At 73.2% G+C, this 15,971-nt stretch carries 13 protein-coding genes; 6 read left to right on the plus strand and 7 right to left on the minus strand.

Annotation, left to right across the window (positions count from 1 at the left end; all coding sequences use genetic code 11):
• The first annotated feature begins 40 nt into the window (after positions 1 to 40).
• Complete coding sequence (locus ACZ7LY_RS08055; RefSeq protein WP_471623670.1) at positions 41 to 1,741, plus strand: hypothetical protein; 1,701 nt, start codon at positions 41 to 43, stop codon at positions 1,739 to 1,741.
• Between the two features lie 137 nt (positions 1,742 to 1,878).
• Here ACZ7LY_RS08055 and ACZ7LY_RS08060 read toward each other — a convergent pair whose 3' ends face one another.
• The 3 genes from ACZ7LY_RS08060 to ACZ7LY_RS08070 all read right to left on the minus strand — a co-directional run bounded on the left by ACZ7LY_RS08060 (position 1,879) and on the right by ACZ7LY_RS08070 (position 4,415).
• Entirely contained in the window at positions 1,879 to 2,571 is a 693-nt protein-coding gene (locus ACZ7LY_RS08060) for a CE1759 family FMN reductase (RefSeq protein WP_471623671.1), read from the minus strand.
• Positions 2,568 to 3,659 (minus strand): LLM class flavin-dependent oxidoreductase, encoded by a 1,092-nt coding sequence (locus ACZ7LY_RS08065; RefSeq protein WP_471623851.1) that lies wholly within the window; start codon positions 3,657 to 3,659, stop codon positions 2,568 to 2,570. The genes ACZ7LY_RS08060 and ACZ7LY_RS08065 overlap by 4 nt, the downstream gene beginning before the upstream one ends.
• Before the next feature lie 165 nt (positions 3,660 to 3,824).
• Entirely contained in the window at positions 3,825 to 4,415 is a 591-nt protein-coding gene (locus ACZ7LY_RS08070; protein WP_471623672.1) for a TIGR03086 family metal-binding protein, read from the minus strand.
• A 79-nt stretch (positions 4,416 to 4,494) separates the two neighbouring features.
• Between ACZ7LY_RS08070 and ACZ7LY_RS08075 the strand changes: the two genes are divergently transcribed.
• On the plus strand, positions 4,495 to 5,328 hold the full coding sequence (locus ACZ7LY_RS08075) for a DUF6597 domain-containing transcriptional factor (RefSeq protein WP_471623673.1): 834 nt from the start codon (positions 4,495 to 4,497) through the stop codon (positions 5,326 to 5,328).
• 15 nt (positions 5,329 to 5,343) lie between these two features.
• Here ACZ7LY_RS08075 and ACZ7LY_RS08080 read toward each other — a convergent pair whose 3' ends face one another.
• From ACZ7LY_RS08080 to ACZ7LY_RS08090, 3 genes are all read right to left on the minus strand, one after another.
• The gene (locus tag ACZ7LY_RS08080; RefSeq protein WP_471623674.1) at positions 5,344 to 5,541 is read right to left on the minus strand and encodes a hypothetical protein; all 198 of its coding nucleotides are present in this window, start codon (positions 5,539 to 5,541) and stop codon (positions 5,344 to 5,346) included.
• Positions 5,538 to 6,293, minus strand: a complete 756-nt coding sequence (locus ACZ7LY_RS08085) for an SDR family NAD(P)-dependent oxidoreductase (RefSeq protein WP_471623675.1) — start codon at positions 6,291 to 6,293, stop codon at positions 5,538 to 5,540. Before ACZ7LY_RS08085 ends, ACZ7LY_RS08080 begins: the two co-directional genes overlap by 4 nt.
• A 256-nt stretch (positions 6,294 to 6,549) precedes the next feature.
• On the minus strand, positions 6,550 to 7,743 hold the full coding sequence (locus tag ACZ7LY_RS08090; RefSeq protein ID WP_471623676.1) for an RtcB family protein: 1,194 nt from the start codon (positions 7,741 to 7,743) through the stop codon (positions 6,550 to 6,552).
• A 184-nt stretch (positions 7,744 to 7,927) separates the two neighbouring features.
• On the opposite strand from ACZ7LY_RS08090, the gene ACZ7LY_RS08095 reads away from it, so the two are divergent.
• The 3 genes from ACZ7LY_RS08095 to ACZ7LY_RS08105 all read left to right on the plus strand — a co-directional run bounded on the left by ACZ7LY_RS08095 (position 7,928) and on the right by ACZ7LY_RS08105 (position 11,480).
• Entirely contained in the window at positions 7,928 to 8,881 is a 954-nt protein-coding gene (locus ACZ7LY_RS08095) for a DUF3558 domain-containing protein (protein ID WP_471623677.1), read from the plus strand.
• 171 nt (positions 8,882 to 9,052) lie between these two features.
• On the plus strand, positions 9,053 to 9,925 hold the full coding sequence (locus tag ACZ7LY_RS08100; protein ID WP_471623678.1) for a DUF3558 family protein: 873 nt from the start codon (positions 9,053 to 9,055) through the stop codon (positions 9,923 to 9,925).
• 148 nt (positions 9,926 to 10,073) lie between these two features.
• A complete protein-coding gene (locus tag ACZ7LY_RS08105; protein WP_471623679.1) occupies positions 10,074 to 11,480 on the plus strand; it encodes a DUF2637 domain-containing protein in 1,407 nt (468 codons plus the stop codon).
• 79 nt (positions 11,481 to 11,559) lie between these two features.
• On the opposite strand, the gene lysS is transcribed toward ACZ7LY_RS08105, so the two are convergent.
• Positions 11,560 to 13,329, minus strand: coding sequence for a lysine--tRNA ligase (gene lysS / locus ACZ7LY_RS08110; RefSeq protein WP_471623680.1), 1,770 nt, complete (start codon positions 13,327 to 13,329; stop codon positions 11,560 to 11,562).
• Between the two features lie 173 nt (positions 13,330 to 13,502).
• Between lysS and ACZ7LY_RS08115 the strand changes: the two genes are divergently transcribed.
• On the plus strand, positions 13,503 to 15,842 hold the full coding sequence (locus ACZ7LY_RS08115) for a PA14 domain-containing protein (RefSeq protein WP_471623681.1): 2,340 nt from the start codon (positions 13,503 to 13,505) through the stop codon (positions 15,840 to 15,842).
• Positions 15,843 to 15,971: the final 129 nt, after the last annotated feature.

Below are 15,971 nucleotides of genomic sequence, written 5' to 3' on the forward strand. Positions count from 1 at the left end.
ACCGGGGTTCACGGCCCCCGGATCCCGGTGGTGGCGGCGGGTGCCTGAGGGGCGGGAGGCGGGTCTGTTCAGTCGGTGGCGGCCCGCCTCCCGTCCCGCCCCCACCCGCGCCCGCGTCCCCGCCCGCGCCCCCGGCGCGGCCCTCGCGCTCGCCGCGGCGCCCCCGCGTACGGCCGCGTTCCGCACGGCTGCCTCGTACACGTTCGCCTCGCGCACGTCCGCTGCTCGCACGGCCGCCTCGGGCACAGCCGCGTCGCACGCAGCCGCCTCGGGCACGTCCGCCGCGCGCCGCCCCGCCCGTCCGGCCGGCGCGCCGGGCGCGTCCGGGCAGGCGGTCCGCCGGCTGCGCGCGGTGGACTGGACGGCCGTCGTCGCCGTCCTCTATCTGCTGGTGCAGCTCGCCGTCGTGGTCCCCGGGCTGCGGTACGGCCTCGGCTGGGACGAGTCGGTGTACGCCTCCCAGTACGATCCGCACCGGCCCACCCTGTTCTTCAGCGCGCCGCGCTCGCGCGGGACGAGCCTGCTGGTGGCGCCCTTCCTCGCGGTGACCGGTTCGCCGCTCGCGCTGCGGGTGGCGCTGGCGCTGCTGTCGGCGGCGGCCCTGTACGCCGCGTTCCGCGTCTGGTGGCCCGTCGTCGGGGCCCGTACGTCGGCGTGCGCGGCCCTGCTGTTCGGCGGGCTGTGGATCACCGAACTGTCCGGCGCCATGGCCATGCCCAATCTGTGGGTGGCGTTCGGCGCGGTCGGCGCGGTCGGCTGGTTCCTGCGCGGGCGCGGGCTGCCGCTCGCCCTGTGCCTGGCGGCCGTCGCGCTGTTCCGGGCGCCGGACGCGGCCTGGCTCGGGCTGCCGCTGGGCGCCGTCGCCCTCGTCGCGCGCCGCCGGCTGCTGCCGTGGCTCGCGGCGGGCCTGGTCGCCGGGCTCGCGCAGTGGGTCGTGGAGGCGTACGCGCGCTGGGGCGGCGTCCCCGAACGGCTGCGGGTCTCCAGCGCCACCGAGGGCGACATGGGCCTGCACCTCAACGTCGGCACCGCCTGGCGGGCCCTGAACGGCCCCCTGCTGTGCCGCCCCTGCACCTCCGGCGCCCCCGGCCAGCCCTGGCTGTCGCTGTGGTGGCTGCTGCTGCCGGTGCTCGCCGCCGCCGCCGTGTGGATCGCGGTGCGCGAGCGCAGGACGCTGTCGATCGCGCTGCCCGTGGGGTGCGCGCTGTCGCTGAGCGTGCCGTATCTGCTGCTCATCGGGTACTCGGCGCCGCGCTTCCTGCTTCCCTCGTACGCGCTGCTCGCCCTCGCGGTGGCGTATCTGCTGCGCCGGATGCGCGCCCCGCGTCCGCTGGCGTGCGCGGGGCTCGCGCTGGTGGCGCTCCAGCTCGGCAGCCAGCTCGCGGTGCTGGGCGGGGCGACCGACTCGACGGCCGCGTCCAACGCCCGTTACACGGCCGCCGCGCGGGGCCTGCGCGCGATGGGCGTGGCCCCGCCGTGCGTCCTGAGCGGTCCGCTGGCGCTGCCCGTGGGGTACGCGGCGGGCTGCGCGGCCGAGGAGACGTCGGGCAACAACCGCTCGGCGTCACGGGCCGGGCTGCTGCACCGCGCCCGGCACGAGCAGACGGCGCTGCTCACCTCGCCCGGGTCGCGTCCGCCCGCGTACGCCCGGCACTGGACGCCCTACGAGCTGCCGGGCACCGGCGGCATGACCGCGTGGAAGGCGCCACAGCCCGCCGGCCAGCGACTGCCGGGCCCCTGAGGGCGGGCGCGGACGCTGAAAGCGGGCGGCAGCCGAAGGCGGGCGGACTCGGCTTCCTGCCGCTTCCGCCCGCCTTGTACGCGACCGCTGCCCGCCCGCCTCGTACGCGACCTCTACGCGCCCCCTACCCGCCGCCCCTACTCCACGCGCAGCGCCGCGAGCTGCTGCGCGAACGGGACGACCTGGAAGCCGTCGCCGGGGTCCACCGAGGTCACCGCGCCGTGCAGGGAGCGGGGCGCGATGGCGGCGGCGGTGTCCACGTCCGGAGCGTCCGGGGCGCCCGGTGCACCGGTGCCCGCCTCGCCGTCCGGCGCCTGCCCGGCCGGGGCCAGGAAGCGGGCCAGTTCGGCGCCGGCGCGGGCGATCCGGCCCTCCAGGCCCTCGTCGCCCCAGTCCTCGGAGGCCGCGTACACGGCCGTCGGCAGGACGAAGGCGCGCAGGTACGTGAACAGCGGGCGCAGCGCGTGCTCCGTGACCAGCGAGTGCCGGGCCGTGCCGCCGGTGGCGCCGACGAGGACGGGCTTGCCGGTCAGGGCGTCCTTGTCGATGACGTCGAAGAACGACTTGAACAGGCCGCTGTAGGAGGCCGCGAACACCGGGGTCACCGCGATCAGGCCGTCGGCGGCGGCCACCGCGTCGAGCGCGGCGGCCAGCCGGGCCCCGGGGAAGCCGGTGACGAAGTGCTGGGCGATCTCCGTGGCCAGGTCCCGCAGCTCGATCACCTGGACGTCGGCCGCGGCCCGCTCGGTGGTCGCGGCGGCGAGCCGGTCGGCGAGCAGCCGGGTGGACGACGGGGAGCTGAGCCCGGCCGACACGACGACGAGCTTCATGCCTGCTTCGCCTCCTGCTGCTTGGCCGCGACACGGGCGGCGTGGGTGGGGGCGTCCGGCACGTTCGCCGGACGGAGGTTCGCGAACTCCTTGCGCAGCACCGGCACGACTTCCTCGCCGAGCAGGTCGAGCTGTTCCAGGACGGTCTTGAGCGGCAGGCCCGCGTGGTCCATCAGGAACAACTGGCGCTGGTAGTCACCGACGTACTCGCGGAACGACAGGGTCCGCTCGATGACCTCCTGCGGGGAGCCGACGGTCAGCGGGGTCTGGCTGGTGAACTCCTCCAGGGAGGGGCCGTGGCCGTAGACCGGCGCGTTGTCGAAGTACGGGCGGAACTCGCGCACCGCGTCCTGCGAGTTCTTGCGCATGAACACCTGGCCGCCGAGGCCGACGATGGCCTGCTCCGGAGTGCCGTGCCCATAGTGGGCGTAGCGCTGGCGGTACAGGTTCACCATCTGCTTGGTGTGGCTCGCGGGCCAGAAGATGTTGTTGTGGAAGAAGCCGTCGCCGTAGTACGCGGCCTGCTCGGCGATCTCCGGGGAGCGGATCGAGCCGTGCCAGACGAACGGCGCGACACCGTCGAGCGGGCGCGGGGTCGCCGTGAACGACTGGAGGGGCGTACGGAACTTGCCCTTCCAGGTGACGACGTCCTCGTCCCACAGGCGGCGCAGCAGCGCGTAGTTCTCGATGGCGAGGTCGATGCCGTCGCGGATGTCCTTGCCGAACCAGGGGTAGACCGGGCCGGTGTTGCCGCGGCCCATCATGACGTCCACGCGGCCGTCGGCGACGTGCTGGAGCATCGCGAAGTCCTCGGCGATCTTCACCGGGTCGTTCGTCGTGATCAGCGTGGTCGACGTGGACAGGATCAGGTTCTCGGTCCGGGCCGCGACGTAGCCGAGCATGGTCGTCGGCGAGGACGGGACGAACGGCGGGTTGTGGTGCTCGCCGGTGGCGAAGACGTCGAGCCCGACCTCCTCGGCCTTCTGCGCGATGGCGAGCATGGCCTTGATGCGCTCGTGCTCGCTCGGCGCCCGCCCGGTGGTCGGGTCGACGGTGACGTCGCCGACGGAGAAGATCCCGAACTGCATGCTGCTCACCTTCCGCAGGTTGTTGACGCTTCAACTATACCCACAGAACGGTGACCCGCCACCCGCTATTCCCCGCCCCCGCCGCCCCGGCCGGGCCAGCGCCCCTCGCCCCCGCCCCGGCCGGGGCCCCTCAGCGCGCCCGGGCCGGGACCTCCGCGGCGCGCCTCAGCGCCCCGCGTGCGGGTCGCGGCCGGTCGCCGCGAGCAGCCGGGTGAACTCCGACGCGTCCGCGTCCACCGCCACCGGCTCCCCGAACACGCCCGTCGCCCGCGCGGTCGGCGCCAGCGTGGCGACCGTCCCGGTCAGCTCCGCGACCGCCTCCGGCGCCGGCGTGTACTCCTGGCCCGTGGCCCGCGCCAGATCCCACGCGTGCACGGTCAGGTCCAGCAGGGCCATCCCGCCGACCAGCCGCGCCGGCATGTTCATCGTGCCCGTGGTGCCCTCCTCGGCGCCCGGCGCGGACCAGGCGGCGACCAGCGCGTCCGTCTCCTTGGCGAACCGCTCCCGCCAGCCCGGCCCCTCCCCCACGAAATCGGGCGCAGAGGAGAAGTCGGAGTCCTGCTTCACCGCCAGCTTCTGGAACTCCACCACCACCTTCAGCAGATGGTTGACCAGTGCCTTCACGTCGTACCGCGCACACGGCGTGGGAGCGTCCAGGGCGTCGTCGCCGATCCCGCCGACGACCGGCACGGCCCGCTCGGCCGCCGCCCGCATCAGCTCCCCGATCCCGTACGTGCGCTGCTCTCGCGTATCCATGAGGCGACCGTACGCAGATCCGCCCCCGGCCCTCTTGAACAAACGCGACGATGTCAGTGGCCCGACTTACGATCGCCGCATGGACCAGCCGAGGACACCGGACGGTGACACGCGGGGCATCGTCGACCCCGCCACGCTCCTCACCCGTGTGCGCCTGCGCCGCCTGGCCCCGGCCGCGCCGCTGCGCCCGTACGTCGAGCACTACTGGCTGATCGACTGGGACCTCCCCCAGCCGTACGCGTCCACGGTTCTGCCCCACCCCTCCGTCCACCTCACCTTCCAGTGGGACGAGGACGACGGGCCGCCCTACGGCGAACTGACGGGGGTGTACGCGCCCGGTCTCTACGTCCGCAAGATCGGCGGGCGCGGGCGGGTGTGCGGGGTGAAGTTCCGGCCCGGCGCGTTCCGCCCGTTCGCGCCGGGGGAGCCGGTCGCCGCGTGGACCGGCCGGATCCTGCCGTACGCGGAGGTCTTCCCGCCCACCGACCCGGGCGCCGTCGTCACCCCGGCCGCCGACGCCGAGCGGGTCGCCGCCCTCGACGCGTATCTGCTGCCGCTGCTGCCCCCGGCGCCGGACCCGCAGGTCGCGCTCGCGTGCGCGCTCGCCGCGCGGTTCCGCGAGGAGCGCGGCATCCGCCGGGTCGCCGACCTCGCGGACGCGGCGGGCCTCACCCCGCGCTCGCTCCAGCGCCTCTTCGCGGGGTATGTGGGCGTCAGCCCCAAGTGGTGCATCCTGCGCCACCGCATCCATGAGGCGCTGGAGACCGCCGCGCACCGCTCCCGCGTCGACTGGGCCGCCCTCGCCGCCGACCTCGGCTACGCGGACCAGGCCCATCTCGTACGGGACTTCACGGCGACGGTAGGCGTCTCCCCCACGGCGTACGCGGCGGCCGCGGCGGGCGGCGCGAGCTGAGCCGCCGAGCGGGGCTCAGGAGCCGTGGGACATGGCGAAGATCATGACGAACGCGACGAGGTGGATGCCGAAGAGGAAGTACGCCAGGTACCACCACATGTACCGCTCGCCGCGCTTCTCCTCGGCGAGGCGGCGCGCGTCGTACTCCCGCTGGAGCACCTCCAGCGGGTCGGGCACGTCCTGGCCCGCGCCGGTGCCTGCGTCCGCGCTCACCGTTCCCGGTGCACCTTCGTGTTCGACGCCTGGGCGCGGGGGCGGACGACCAGCAGGTCGATGTTGACGTGCGGCGGGCGGGACACCGCCCAGCCGATCGTGTCCGCGACGTCCTGCGCGGTGAGCGGCTCGGCGACGCCCTCGTAGACCTTGGCGGCCCTGGCCTCGTCGCCGCCGAAGCGGGTCAGCGCGAACTCGTCCGTCTTCACCATCCCCGGCGCGACCTCGATCACCCGCACGGGCGCGCCCACGATCTCCAGGCGCAGCGTCTCCGCGAGGACGTGCTCGGCGTGCTTGGCGGCCACGTAACCGCCGCCGCCCTCGTACGTGCCGTGGCCCGCCGTCGAGGACAGCACGACGACCGTGCCGTCGCCGCTCGCGGTCAGCGCGGGGAGCAGGGCCTGCGTCATGTTCAGCGTGCCGATGACGTTCGTCTCGTACATCCGGCGCCAGTGCTCGGGGTCGCCGGTGGCCACGGGGTCGGCGCCGAGGGCTCCGCCGGCGTTGTTCACGAGGACGCCGATGGTCTTGAACGCCGTGGCGAACTCGTCCACGGCCGCGCGGTCCGTGATGTCGAGGGGGTACGCGACGGCGTCGTGCCCGGCCTTGGTGATCTCCTCGGCGACGGACTCGATGCGGTCCTTGCGGCGGGCGGTCAGGACGACGCGGTAGCCCTGGGCCGCGAGGGTGTGGGCGGTGGCGGCGCCGATGCCGCTGCTGGCGCCGGTGACTACGGCGATCCGACTGGTCATGCCCTCACTCCACTCAACCCCGTCCACATCGACCCCTTCAGCGTACGGGTTCTCTCTCCGCAGGTACGTCGTGGCTGGTCGCGCAGTTCCCCGCGCCCCTGTCGGGGCTCAGGGAGGAGGTGGCGACGAAGTCGCCCCTCCAGGGGCGCGGGGAACTGCGCGAGAAGCCCCACCGGCCGGTGGATGACCGACTGCCCAGGGGCGCGGGGAACTGCGCAAAACGGTCACTACAAGCAGCCCGCACCGGAGAACTCCCTCACCCCTTCACACACACGACTTGCTTCAGCTTCGCCACGACCTCGACAAGATCCCGCTGCTGATCGATGACCCGCTCGATCGGCTTGTACGCGCCGGGGATCTCATCCACGACCCCGGAGTCCTTACGGCACTCCACCCCCCGCGTCTGCTCCTCCAGATCCCGCGTGGAGAACCGCCGCTTCGCCGCGTTGCGGCTCATCTTGCGCCCGGCGCCGTGCGACGCGGAGTTGAAGGACGCCGCGTTGCCGAGGCCCTTCACGATGTACGAGCCCGTGCCCATGGACCCCGGGATGATCCCGTACTCGCCGGCCCCCGCCCGGATCGCTCCCTTGCGGGTGACCAGCAGGTCCATGCCGTCGTACCGCTCCTCGCTCACGTAGTTGTGGTGCGCGCTGATCTCGGGAGCGAACGTGACCTTCGCCTTCTTGAACTCCTTGCGGATCACGTCCTTGAAGAGGTTCATCATGATCGTGCGGTTGTAACGGGCGTACTCCTGCGCCCAGTACAGGTCGTTGCGGTACGCGGCCATCTGCGGGGTGTCCGAGATGAAGACCGCCAGATCGCGGTCGACCAGGCCCTGGTTGTGCGGCAGGTCCCGCGCGACGCCGATGTGATGGTCCGCCAGTTCCTTGCCGATGTTGCGCGAACCGGAGTGCAGCATCAGCCAGACCGTGTCGGTGGTGTCCACGCACAGCTCGATGAAGTGGTTGCCGCTGCCGAGCGTGCCCATCTGCTTGACGGCCCGCTCCTCACGGAAGTGCACCGCGTCCGCGACCCCCTCGAACCGCCCCCAGAACTCCGCCCATGACGTGTTCGGGAAGCCGTGAGCGCGGCTCGGGTCGACCGGGGTGTCGTGCATACCGCGGCCCACCGGGATCGCCTGCTCGATCCGGGAGCGCAGGTGCGAGAGGTCGCCGGGCAGGTCGTCGGCCGTCAGGGACGTCTTGACCGCGCTCATGCCGCAGCCGATGTCCACCCCGACCGCCGCTGGGCACACCGCGCCCCGCATGGCGATGACGGAGCCGACCGTGGCGCCCTTGCCGTAGTGCACGTCCGGCATGACCGCGAGGCCCTCGATCCAGGGCAGGGTGGCCACGTTGTGCAGTTGACGCATGGCGACGTCCTCGACGCTCGCCGGGTCCGTCCACATGCGGATGGGGACGTTCGCCCCCGGCACCTCGACGTACGACATGAATCCCCCCGAAACTGGGTCAACTTGAACAGAAGTCCGAAAAGGCAAATACCGGAGCCAAGGTCGACGAAAGGGATGCCGGACCGGCGTCCACGGCAGTGCGTGCGATACACATTGTGCTCACCGGCCGCATCGCCGCGGCAAGCGAATAACCAGGCGCAACCCGCCGAGAGGAGCCCTAACGGTGCAGCGGAAGTCGTGGGCGTACGTGCTGCCGGCCGTCGCGGCGGGGCTGTTGCTCTCCGGATGCAGCGGAGGCTCCGACACGGGCGGCGCCGCCGACGACCCGAAGCCGGGCGGCGTCAGCGCCACGGTGTCCTCGGCGAAGCCGGGCAAGTACCACTCGCTGCCCGAGCCGTGCGCGCAGGTCGATCCCGACACGCTCGACGCGCTGCTCCCCGGCATCAGGAAGCTGCCGGACGAGCGGCAGCGCGAGAAGGCGTACGAGGGGACCGCCGCCGCCACCTACGACACCGGGCGGCGCGCCGGGTGCCGCTGGAAGGACGACTCCGCGCAGGACGGTTCGCACCGGCTGACCCTCGACTTCGAGCGGGTCGTCTCGTACGACCCCTCGGCGAGTGACGACGAGTCGGCGCAGGAGGTGTTCACGAAGGAGCGGAAGGCGGCGGGCCTGCCCGAGCCCGAGGCGTCCTCGTCAACCTCGGACTCCCCCTCCGACACGTCCGGTTCCGATACGTCCGACTCCCCCGATGATTCCTCCACTTCGCCGGATTCGTCTGCTTCGTCCTCCGGTGACAACAAGGACCACGCCAAGAGCCAGGCCAAGGACCACGGCAAGGAATCCGCCAAGGACACCGGCAAGGACGCCGGCAGCGACGGCCCTTCGGCCGACGGAGAGCCTTCCGGGTCCGGTTCCACCGGCGCCGCGGACTCCGGCGACCTGCGCCCGCGCTACCTCGACGACCTCGGCGACGAGGCGTTCCTCGACGACGTCCTGTCGGGCCCGGGGACGGGACGGCACCGCACGGTGACTGTGGTGTTCCGCACGTCGAACGTGGTCGTGACGCTCACCTACGAGGCCCAGCCGGCGCTCGCCGGTGAGGTGCCGGACAGCAAGGAAATGCAGGACAGCGCCCGTGAACTGGCCTCTTCGCTCGTCGGAAAGTTCAGCGAGTAGGCCCGCGCGGGCGGCGCCGGCCGCTCCGCGGAAGCCGAGGCGGGCGGTGCGGCTTCGGCGTACGGTGGCCCCTCGGACCCGGAATTGTGTGGTGGTCCCCGCCGGATCGCCACACCGCCGACACCTCGGCGCCCGGGGCCGTGGCCCTGTCAGCGTCCCTGTGAAGGAACCATGCACCGTCCGACCAAGCGACTCACCCGTGTCCTCGCCTGCGCCGCCGCCCTGCCCGCGGTCCTCGTCGTCGCGGGCTGTTCGTCCGACTCCGGCTCGGGCTCCGACAGCGGCAAGGAGAAGACGGCGTCGAGCGCGAAGGCGTCCGCGTCGACGGCCAAGGACGCGGTGAAGAAGCCGGCCCCGGCGACGTACAAGACGCTGCCGCAGCCCTGCTCCGCGCTGTCCAAGAAGACGCTGTCCGATCTGGTCCCCGAGGGCAAGAGCAAGGCGGGCCCCTCCGACGACGAGAACGCGCGCGCCAACTGCTCCTGGTCGAGCCTCGACAACAACGGCGTCAAGGGCTCCCAGTTCCGCTGGCTGAACGTGTCGCTGGTCCGCTTCGACTCCGACGTCAACCGGGGCAGCGGCGGCGAGCTGGCCTCGGCGTACTACGCGAAGCAGGTCAAGGACGCGCAGGCGACGGCCGACGCGAAGGGCGTCAAGACGTCCCCCGTGCAGGGCACGGGCGACGAGGCGACGCTCGTGCGCTACGACCTGAAGAAGAAGGAAGGCCCCTCCAAGCAGCAGACGGTCGTCTCGCGCGTGGACAACGTGGTCGTGACCGTCGACTACAACGGTTCGGGCCTCGCGGGTGAGAAGACCCCGGACGCGGACGCGCTGTCGAAGGACGCCGAGAAGGCGGCCAAGGAGGTCGTCGCGGCGGTCAAGGACACGGCGAAGAACGCGGGCAAGGACTCCGCCTCCCCGTCCGCCTCCGCCTCGGGCAAGTCGGACGGCAAGTCCGGCGACAAGAGCGACGCGAAGTCGGGCGACAAGAAGGCCGATCCGTCCGCGTCGGAGTCGAAGAAGGCCGACGCCAAGGACAAGTAGCACGCCCCGGACGGCCCCCGCGCCGCCCCCCTCCCCGGAGCCCGGCCCCCGCACGGGGGCCGGGCTCCGGGCGGTACCGGCCCCCTGTCCCCCGCACACATGTGCCAGTCTGTGGGGCGCAACATGCCGAACTGGGAGGGGAACTGGAGTGGCCGCGCCACTGAAGCTGACACGGACGCACCGGATACTCGTGGGTCTGGTGGTCGCCGGAGCGCTGATCATCGCGGGCATCGGCTTCGCCGGTTCGTACGCCGCCGTCCGCGAGCTGGCCCTGGAGAAGGGCTTCGGGAACTTCGCGTACGTCTTTCCGGTCGGCATCGACGCGGGCATCTGCGTGCTGCTCGCGCTGGATCTGCTGCTGACCTGGATCCGGATCCCGTTCCCGCTGCTGCGGCAGACGGCGTGGCTGCTGACGGCCGCGACGATCGCGTTCAACGGCGCCGCCGCCTGGCCGGACCCGCTGGGCACCGGTATGCACGCGGTGATCCCGGTGCTGTTCGTGGTGTCCGTCGAGGCGGCCCGGCACGCCGTCGGGCGGATCGCGGACATCACAGCCGACAAGCACATGGAGGGCGTGCGGCTGACGCGCTGGCTCCTTTCGCCGCTGCCGACGTTCCTGCTGTGGCGGCGGATGAAGCTGTGGGAGCTGCGGTCCTACGACGCGGTGATCAAGCTGGAGCAGGAGCGGCTCGTGTACCAGGCGCGGCTGCGGTCGCGGTTCGGGCGGGCGTGGCGGCGCAAGGCGCCGGTGGAGTCGCTGATGCCGCTGCGGCTCGCCCGGTACGGGGTGCCGCTCGCGCAGACCGCGCCCGCCGGGCTCGCCGCCGCCGGGATCGAGCCGCAGTTGCTGCCGCCGGTGCCGCAGGAGGCGGCGCGCCCCGAACTGGCATCCCCGGCGCAGCCGCAGACGCAGCCCCAGCCCCAGGCGCAGACCCAGGCGGCCCAGCCCCAGAACCAGCCGCAGCCCCAGAACCAGCCCCAGCCGGCTGCCGAGCCCGCGCCGGAGCATCAGGCGGCGGGACCCGAGGCCCCGGCCGCAGGACCGGCGGGGAGTCCGTGGCTGCATGCCCGTGATCCGCAGCAGATCGAATATCACGGGGGCTACGACCCTTCGTACGACCCGGCGTACGAGCCGCCGACGTTCGTGCCGGAGGAGGAGCACCAGGACTGGTACGAGGAGCAGCCGCAGCAGATCCCCGCCCAGCAGCCCCACCCGCAGTTCCAGCCCCAGCCCCAGGCTCATTCGCAGCCGCAGGCGCCGGAGGGGCAGGAGCCCGAGGTGACCGTGCCGACCGGGGCGGGCGGGACGCGGCCCCTCGGGGACGGGGTGCGGGAGCAGCCGGGGCCCTCGGACCAGGACCTGCCCTCGGACGAGGACCTGTACCGGGTGTACCGGGGCGCGATACAGGGCGAGGGCGTGCCGTCGCCGGGCCGGTTCGCGGCGGACGTCGAGGACGCGTTCGGGATCACGCTCGCCCCGCGCGACGTGAACCGGTACGCGGAGCTGTTCGGCGACCGCTACAACGCGGAGCTGATGGAGGACCACATCGCCTGAGCCCGCATGGCTCGCCCGGCGCGCACGTACGGCGAAGGGGCGGCGCCGGTGTCCGACCGGTGCCGCCCCTTCGTGTGTGTCAGGCGCCGAGCAGCTTGCGCACCCGGTCCGCGCCGACCGCGAGCAGCAGCGTGGGCAGGCGCGGGCCGGTGTCGCGGCCGACCAGCAGGTGGTAGAGCAGCGCGAAGAAGGACCGCTGGGCGGTCTTGATCTCCGGCGGCAGCTCCTTGGCGGTGGCGTCGGCCGGGAAGCCGGCCTGCACCTTCGGGACGCCGTAGACGAGGTGGGTCAGGCCGTCCAGCGACCAGTGCTCGTCGAGACCGTCCAGGAGCAGCGCGATCGAGGCGCGGGAGGCGTCGTCGAGGGCGGCGAGCGCCTCGGCGTCCGGCTCGGTACGCACGATCGTGCGGGACTCGGCGGGGACGTACTTCGTGATCCACGCCTCGGCCTTGTCCAGACGCGGGCGGACCTCGTCCAGGTCGGTGACCGGGTTCTCGGGGTCGAGGTCGGCCAGGATGCGCAGCGTCTGCTCCGCGTCCCCGGCGGTGACGTCGGCGACGGACGCCAGCGTGCGGTAGGGCAACGGGCGGGGCGTGCGCGGCAGTTCACGCCCGGCGACGCCGACGGCGCGCAGGTGGGCGGCCGCGTCGGCGGGCAGGACCGTGCCGTCGGCGACCTTGGCGGTGAGCTTGTCCCACTCGTCGTAGAGCCGCTGGATCTCCTGGTCGAAGGCGATCTTGAACGACTGGTTGGGGCGGCGGCGGGCGTACAGCCAGCGCAGCAGTTGCGGCTCCATGATCTGGAGCGCGTCGCCCGGGGTCGGCACGCCGCCCTTGGAGGAGGACATCTTGGCCATGCCGGAGATGCCGACGAAGGCGTACATCGGGCCGATGGGCTGCTTGCCGCCGAACAGCTCGACGATCTGGCCGCCGACCTGGAAGGACGAGCCCGGCGACGAGTGGTCGACGCCGGACGGCTCGAAGATGACGCCCTCGTAGGCCCAGCGCATGGGCCAGTCGACCTTCCACACGAGCTTGCCGCGGTTGAACTCGCTCAGCCGGACGGTCTCGGTGAAGCCGTCGAGGGTGCAGGTGTAGGACAGCTCGGTCGTCTCGTCGTCGTACGAGGTGACGGTCGTGAGGTCCTTGCCGCACCGGCCGCAGAACGGCTTGTACGGGTAGTACCCGCCCGCGCCGCCGCTGCCGTCGTCCTCGGAGGCGGCGCCTGAGCCCTCGGCGGCCTCCAGTTCGGCCTCGTCGACCGGCTTCTGGTTCTGCTGCTTCTTCGCGGCCTTCGCCGGGTCCTTCTTCGTGCGGTACTGGTCGAGGATCGCGTCGATGTCGGCGCGGTGGCGCATGGCGTGCAGGATCTGCTCGCGGTAGACGCCCGACGTGTACTGCGCGGTCTGGCTGATGCCGTCGAACTCGACGCCGAGGTCGCCGAGGGCGTCGACCATGGCGGCCTTGAAGTGCTCCGCCCAGTTCGGGTACGCCGAGCCGGCCGGGGCCGGGACGGAGGTCAGCGGCTTGCCGATGTGCTCGGCCCAGGACTCGTCGACGCCGGGGACGCCGGCCGGGACCTTGCGGTAGCGGTCGAAGTCGTCCCAGGAGATGAGGTGGCGGACGGTGTGGCCGCGGCGGCGGATCTCGTCGGCGACGAGGTGCGGGGTCATGACCTCGCGCAGGTTGCCGAGGTGGATGGGGCCCGACGGAGAGAGGCCGGAGGCGACGACGACCGGTTTGCCCGGGGCACGACGCTCGGACTCGGCGATGACATCGTCCGCGTAACGGGAGACCCAGTCCGCGTTCTCTGGGGTCTCCGCTCCGGTGCTCTGGGCCACGGTCGGCACGTCCTTCTTCCTCAGTTCTGCTCATCGGGCGGGGGTCATGGCGGGGCCTGCCCCCCGGGGCCGGTGCCGTGCGGCGGGCCGGTCCCGGCGCCCATTGTCACCCGCGCCGCCGCCAGTCGGAAAACGGCCGTGCCCGCGTACAACCCCCGGGGCCCCGGACCGGTCATGTGTGCGTGATCACTGACAGATTCCGTGCCGGGCTGCGCGTCGGCGCCGCCGGGCTCGCCACCGCCCTGCCCACGGCCTGCCTGGTCCTCGCGGCGCCCGCCGCCGAGGCCGCCGTGACCTGCGGCGACACCACGTTCACGCGGACGTTCTACAGCAACACGACCTTCTCGGGCAGCCCCCGCAAGACGGACTGCGACACGACGATCGACCAGACGTGGACGGGCTCGCCCGCCGCCGGGACCGGCGCGAACGCCTTCGGGGTGCGCTGGTCGCTGACCCGCGACTTCGGCTCCGGCGGCTGCTTCACGTACCGCCTGTCGGGCACGGACGGGCTGCGCCTGTACGTGGACGGGGCGCGCAAGGTCGACAAGTGGAAGAACACCGGGGACGCGGGCAACAGCGTGCCCGGCACGTTCTGCCTCGGCCCGGGCACGCACACGGTCCGCGTCGACCACGTGAACTGGACGGGTCTGTCGAAGGTGAAGTTCACCTGGCCCGCGTCCTCGGACGACAAGAAGCCGCTGGCGCCGGCCGGCCTCACCACCGCGTACGACAAGACCACCGGCAAGGCGACCGCCTCCTGGAAGAAGAACCGGGAGCTGGACATCGACCACTACGAGGTGAAGGTCGTCACCGCCGACAGCGGGGTCTCCTCGTGGCGCACGACCGGCACGACCGCCTCGTACACGCCGCCGAAGGACGGGCGGGCGTACCGGTTCTGCGTGCAGGCCGTCGACAGGTGGACGAACTACGGGCCGACCGCCTGCGGCCCCTGGATCACCACGCCCGACGTGACCGCGCCGCCCGTGCCCGCCGTGCGCCCCTCGGACGTGACGGTGACGGTGACCGGCGGCCACGAGGGCTCCGACGGCACGCCCGTGCCCCGCGTCAACGTATGGCTGGGGCAGGTGCGGCCCGCCGAAGGACCGGTGTTCACGCTCTGGCGGGCGACGGCGGCCTCGGGCCCGTTCACGAAGGTGGCGGCGCTCGACCTGCGGCAGACGCCCGACGAGCAGTACGTGTACGACGTGACGGCCGCCGAGAAGCGGACCTACTTCTACGCCGTGTCCGCCACCGACACCGCCGGGAACACCTCGGCACGCACCACCCCCGTCAAGATCACCACCCCGGACGTCGCCGCGCCCACCGCCCCGTCCGGCCTCGCCGCCAAGGCGGACCCCCGCAAGGTCGCGCTGACCTGGGCGGACCCGGCCGACGACGCCGAGCGCTGGCAGGTGTGGGGCGCCGACGGCGACGAACCGCCGGTGCTGCTCGCCGTCACCGCCGCGCCCGCCTACGACGACAAGAGCGGCGCGGCCGGGGCGCGGCGCGCGTACACGGTGTACGCCCTCGACGCGGCCGGGCACCGCTCCGGCGCGGCGAAGGTCACCGCCGCCCGGCAGGTGGCGCCCGTCATGATCCCGGGGCTGTGGCCCGGCGCGGACGGCAGGCCCGAGCTGCACCTGCGGGTCGCGGTGGGCACGGAGAAGGACCTCGCGGGCGGCTTCCGCGTCTACTCGGGGCCCAGCGCCTCCGCTGTCCGCACGACCCTGCGCGCCTGTGCGCCGGAGGAGGTGTTCCGTACCTCGGCGACGGTCGACTACCGGTGCGTGCTGACCGACTTCGGCGGCTCGTCCGACCGGTACGTCACCGCACTCGGCGTCGCCGAGAACGGCGCGGTGTCGTCGAACTTCAAGGCCGTGCGCTACGACGACACCACCGCGCCCGGCGCCCCCGCCGCGCTCACCGCGACGCCCGAGGCATGGGGCACGGAGCTGCGCTGGGAGGCGCCCGGCGCCGCCGATCTCGCCGGATACCGGGTCCGCGCCGGGCACCCTGCCACGTACGACGGCGTGCGCACCTGTGAGGCGGGCGGCGGCGAGGACCTGCCGGCCCGCGCCACGTCGTACCGGGACGCCTCCGGGCTGCCGGACGGCGAGGAGCGCTGCTGGGAGGTGCGCGCGGTCGACGGCGCGGGCAACACGAGCGCGGCGGCCACCGTGTACGCCACCGAGCAGGACACCCGGCCCACCGAGGCGACCGCGCCGGGCTCGCCGGTCGCGGGCCTGGACGCGGTGGAGAACGCCGGGGACGCCGTCCTGAACTGGGACGCCGTCGAGGGCGCGACCGCGTACCGCGTCCACCGCTGGGACCGGGCCGCGGGCGCCTACCGGCGGCTCGCCGAGGGCCCGATGGAGAACCCGAACAACTCCGCGCTGCGCGTGTACCGGGACACGGACGCCCCGGCGGGCACGGCCGCCCACTACCGGGTGAGCGCGGTGTACGCGGACGGCACGGAGTCGGCTCCGGCGCCCGCCGCGGTGGCGCTGCCGCCCGCGCCCTGAGGCGCGGGGGTTCCCGGGCCGGGGCCGTGCCCGGGCGCGGGGCGGCCGGCGGGCGGTAATGGGTGCGACCGCCGCCCGCACCCCGTGGGAGACTGAGAGGGGTCTCGCGGGCCCCTCGCGCCCGGCGGT

This window comes from Streptomyces sp. NPDC107550 (assembly GCF_055639095.1).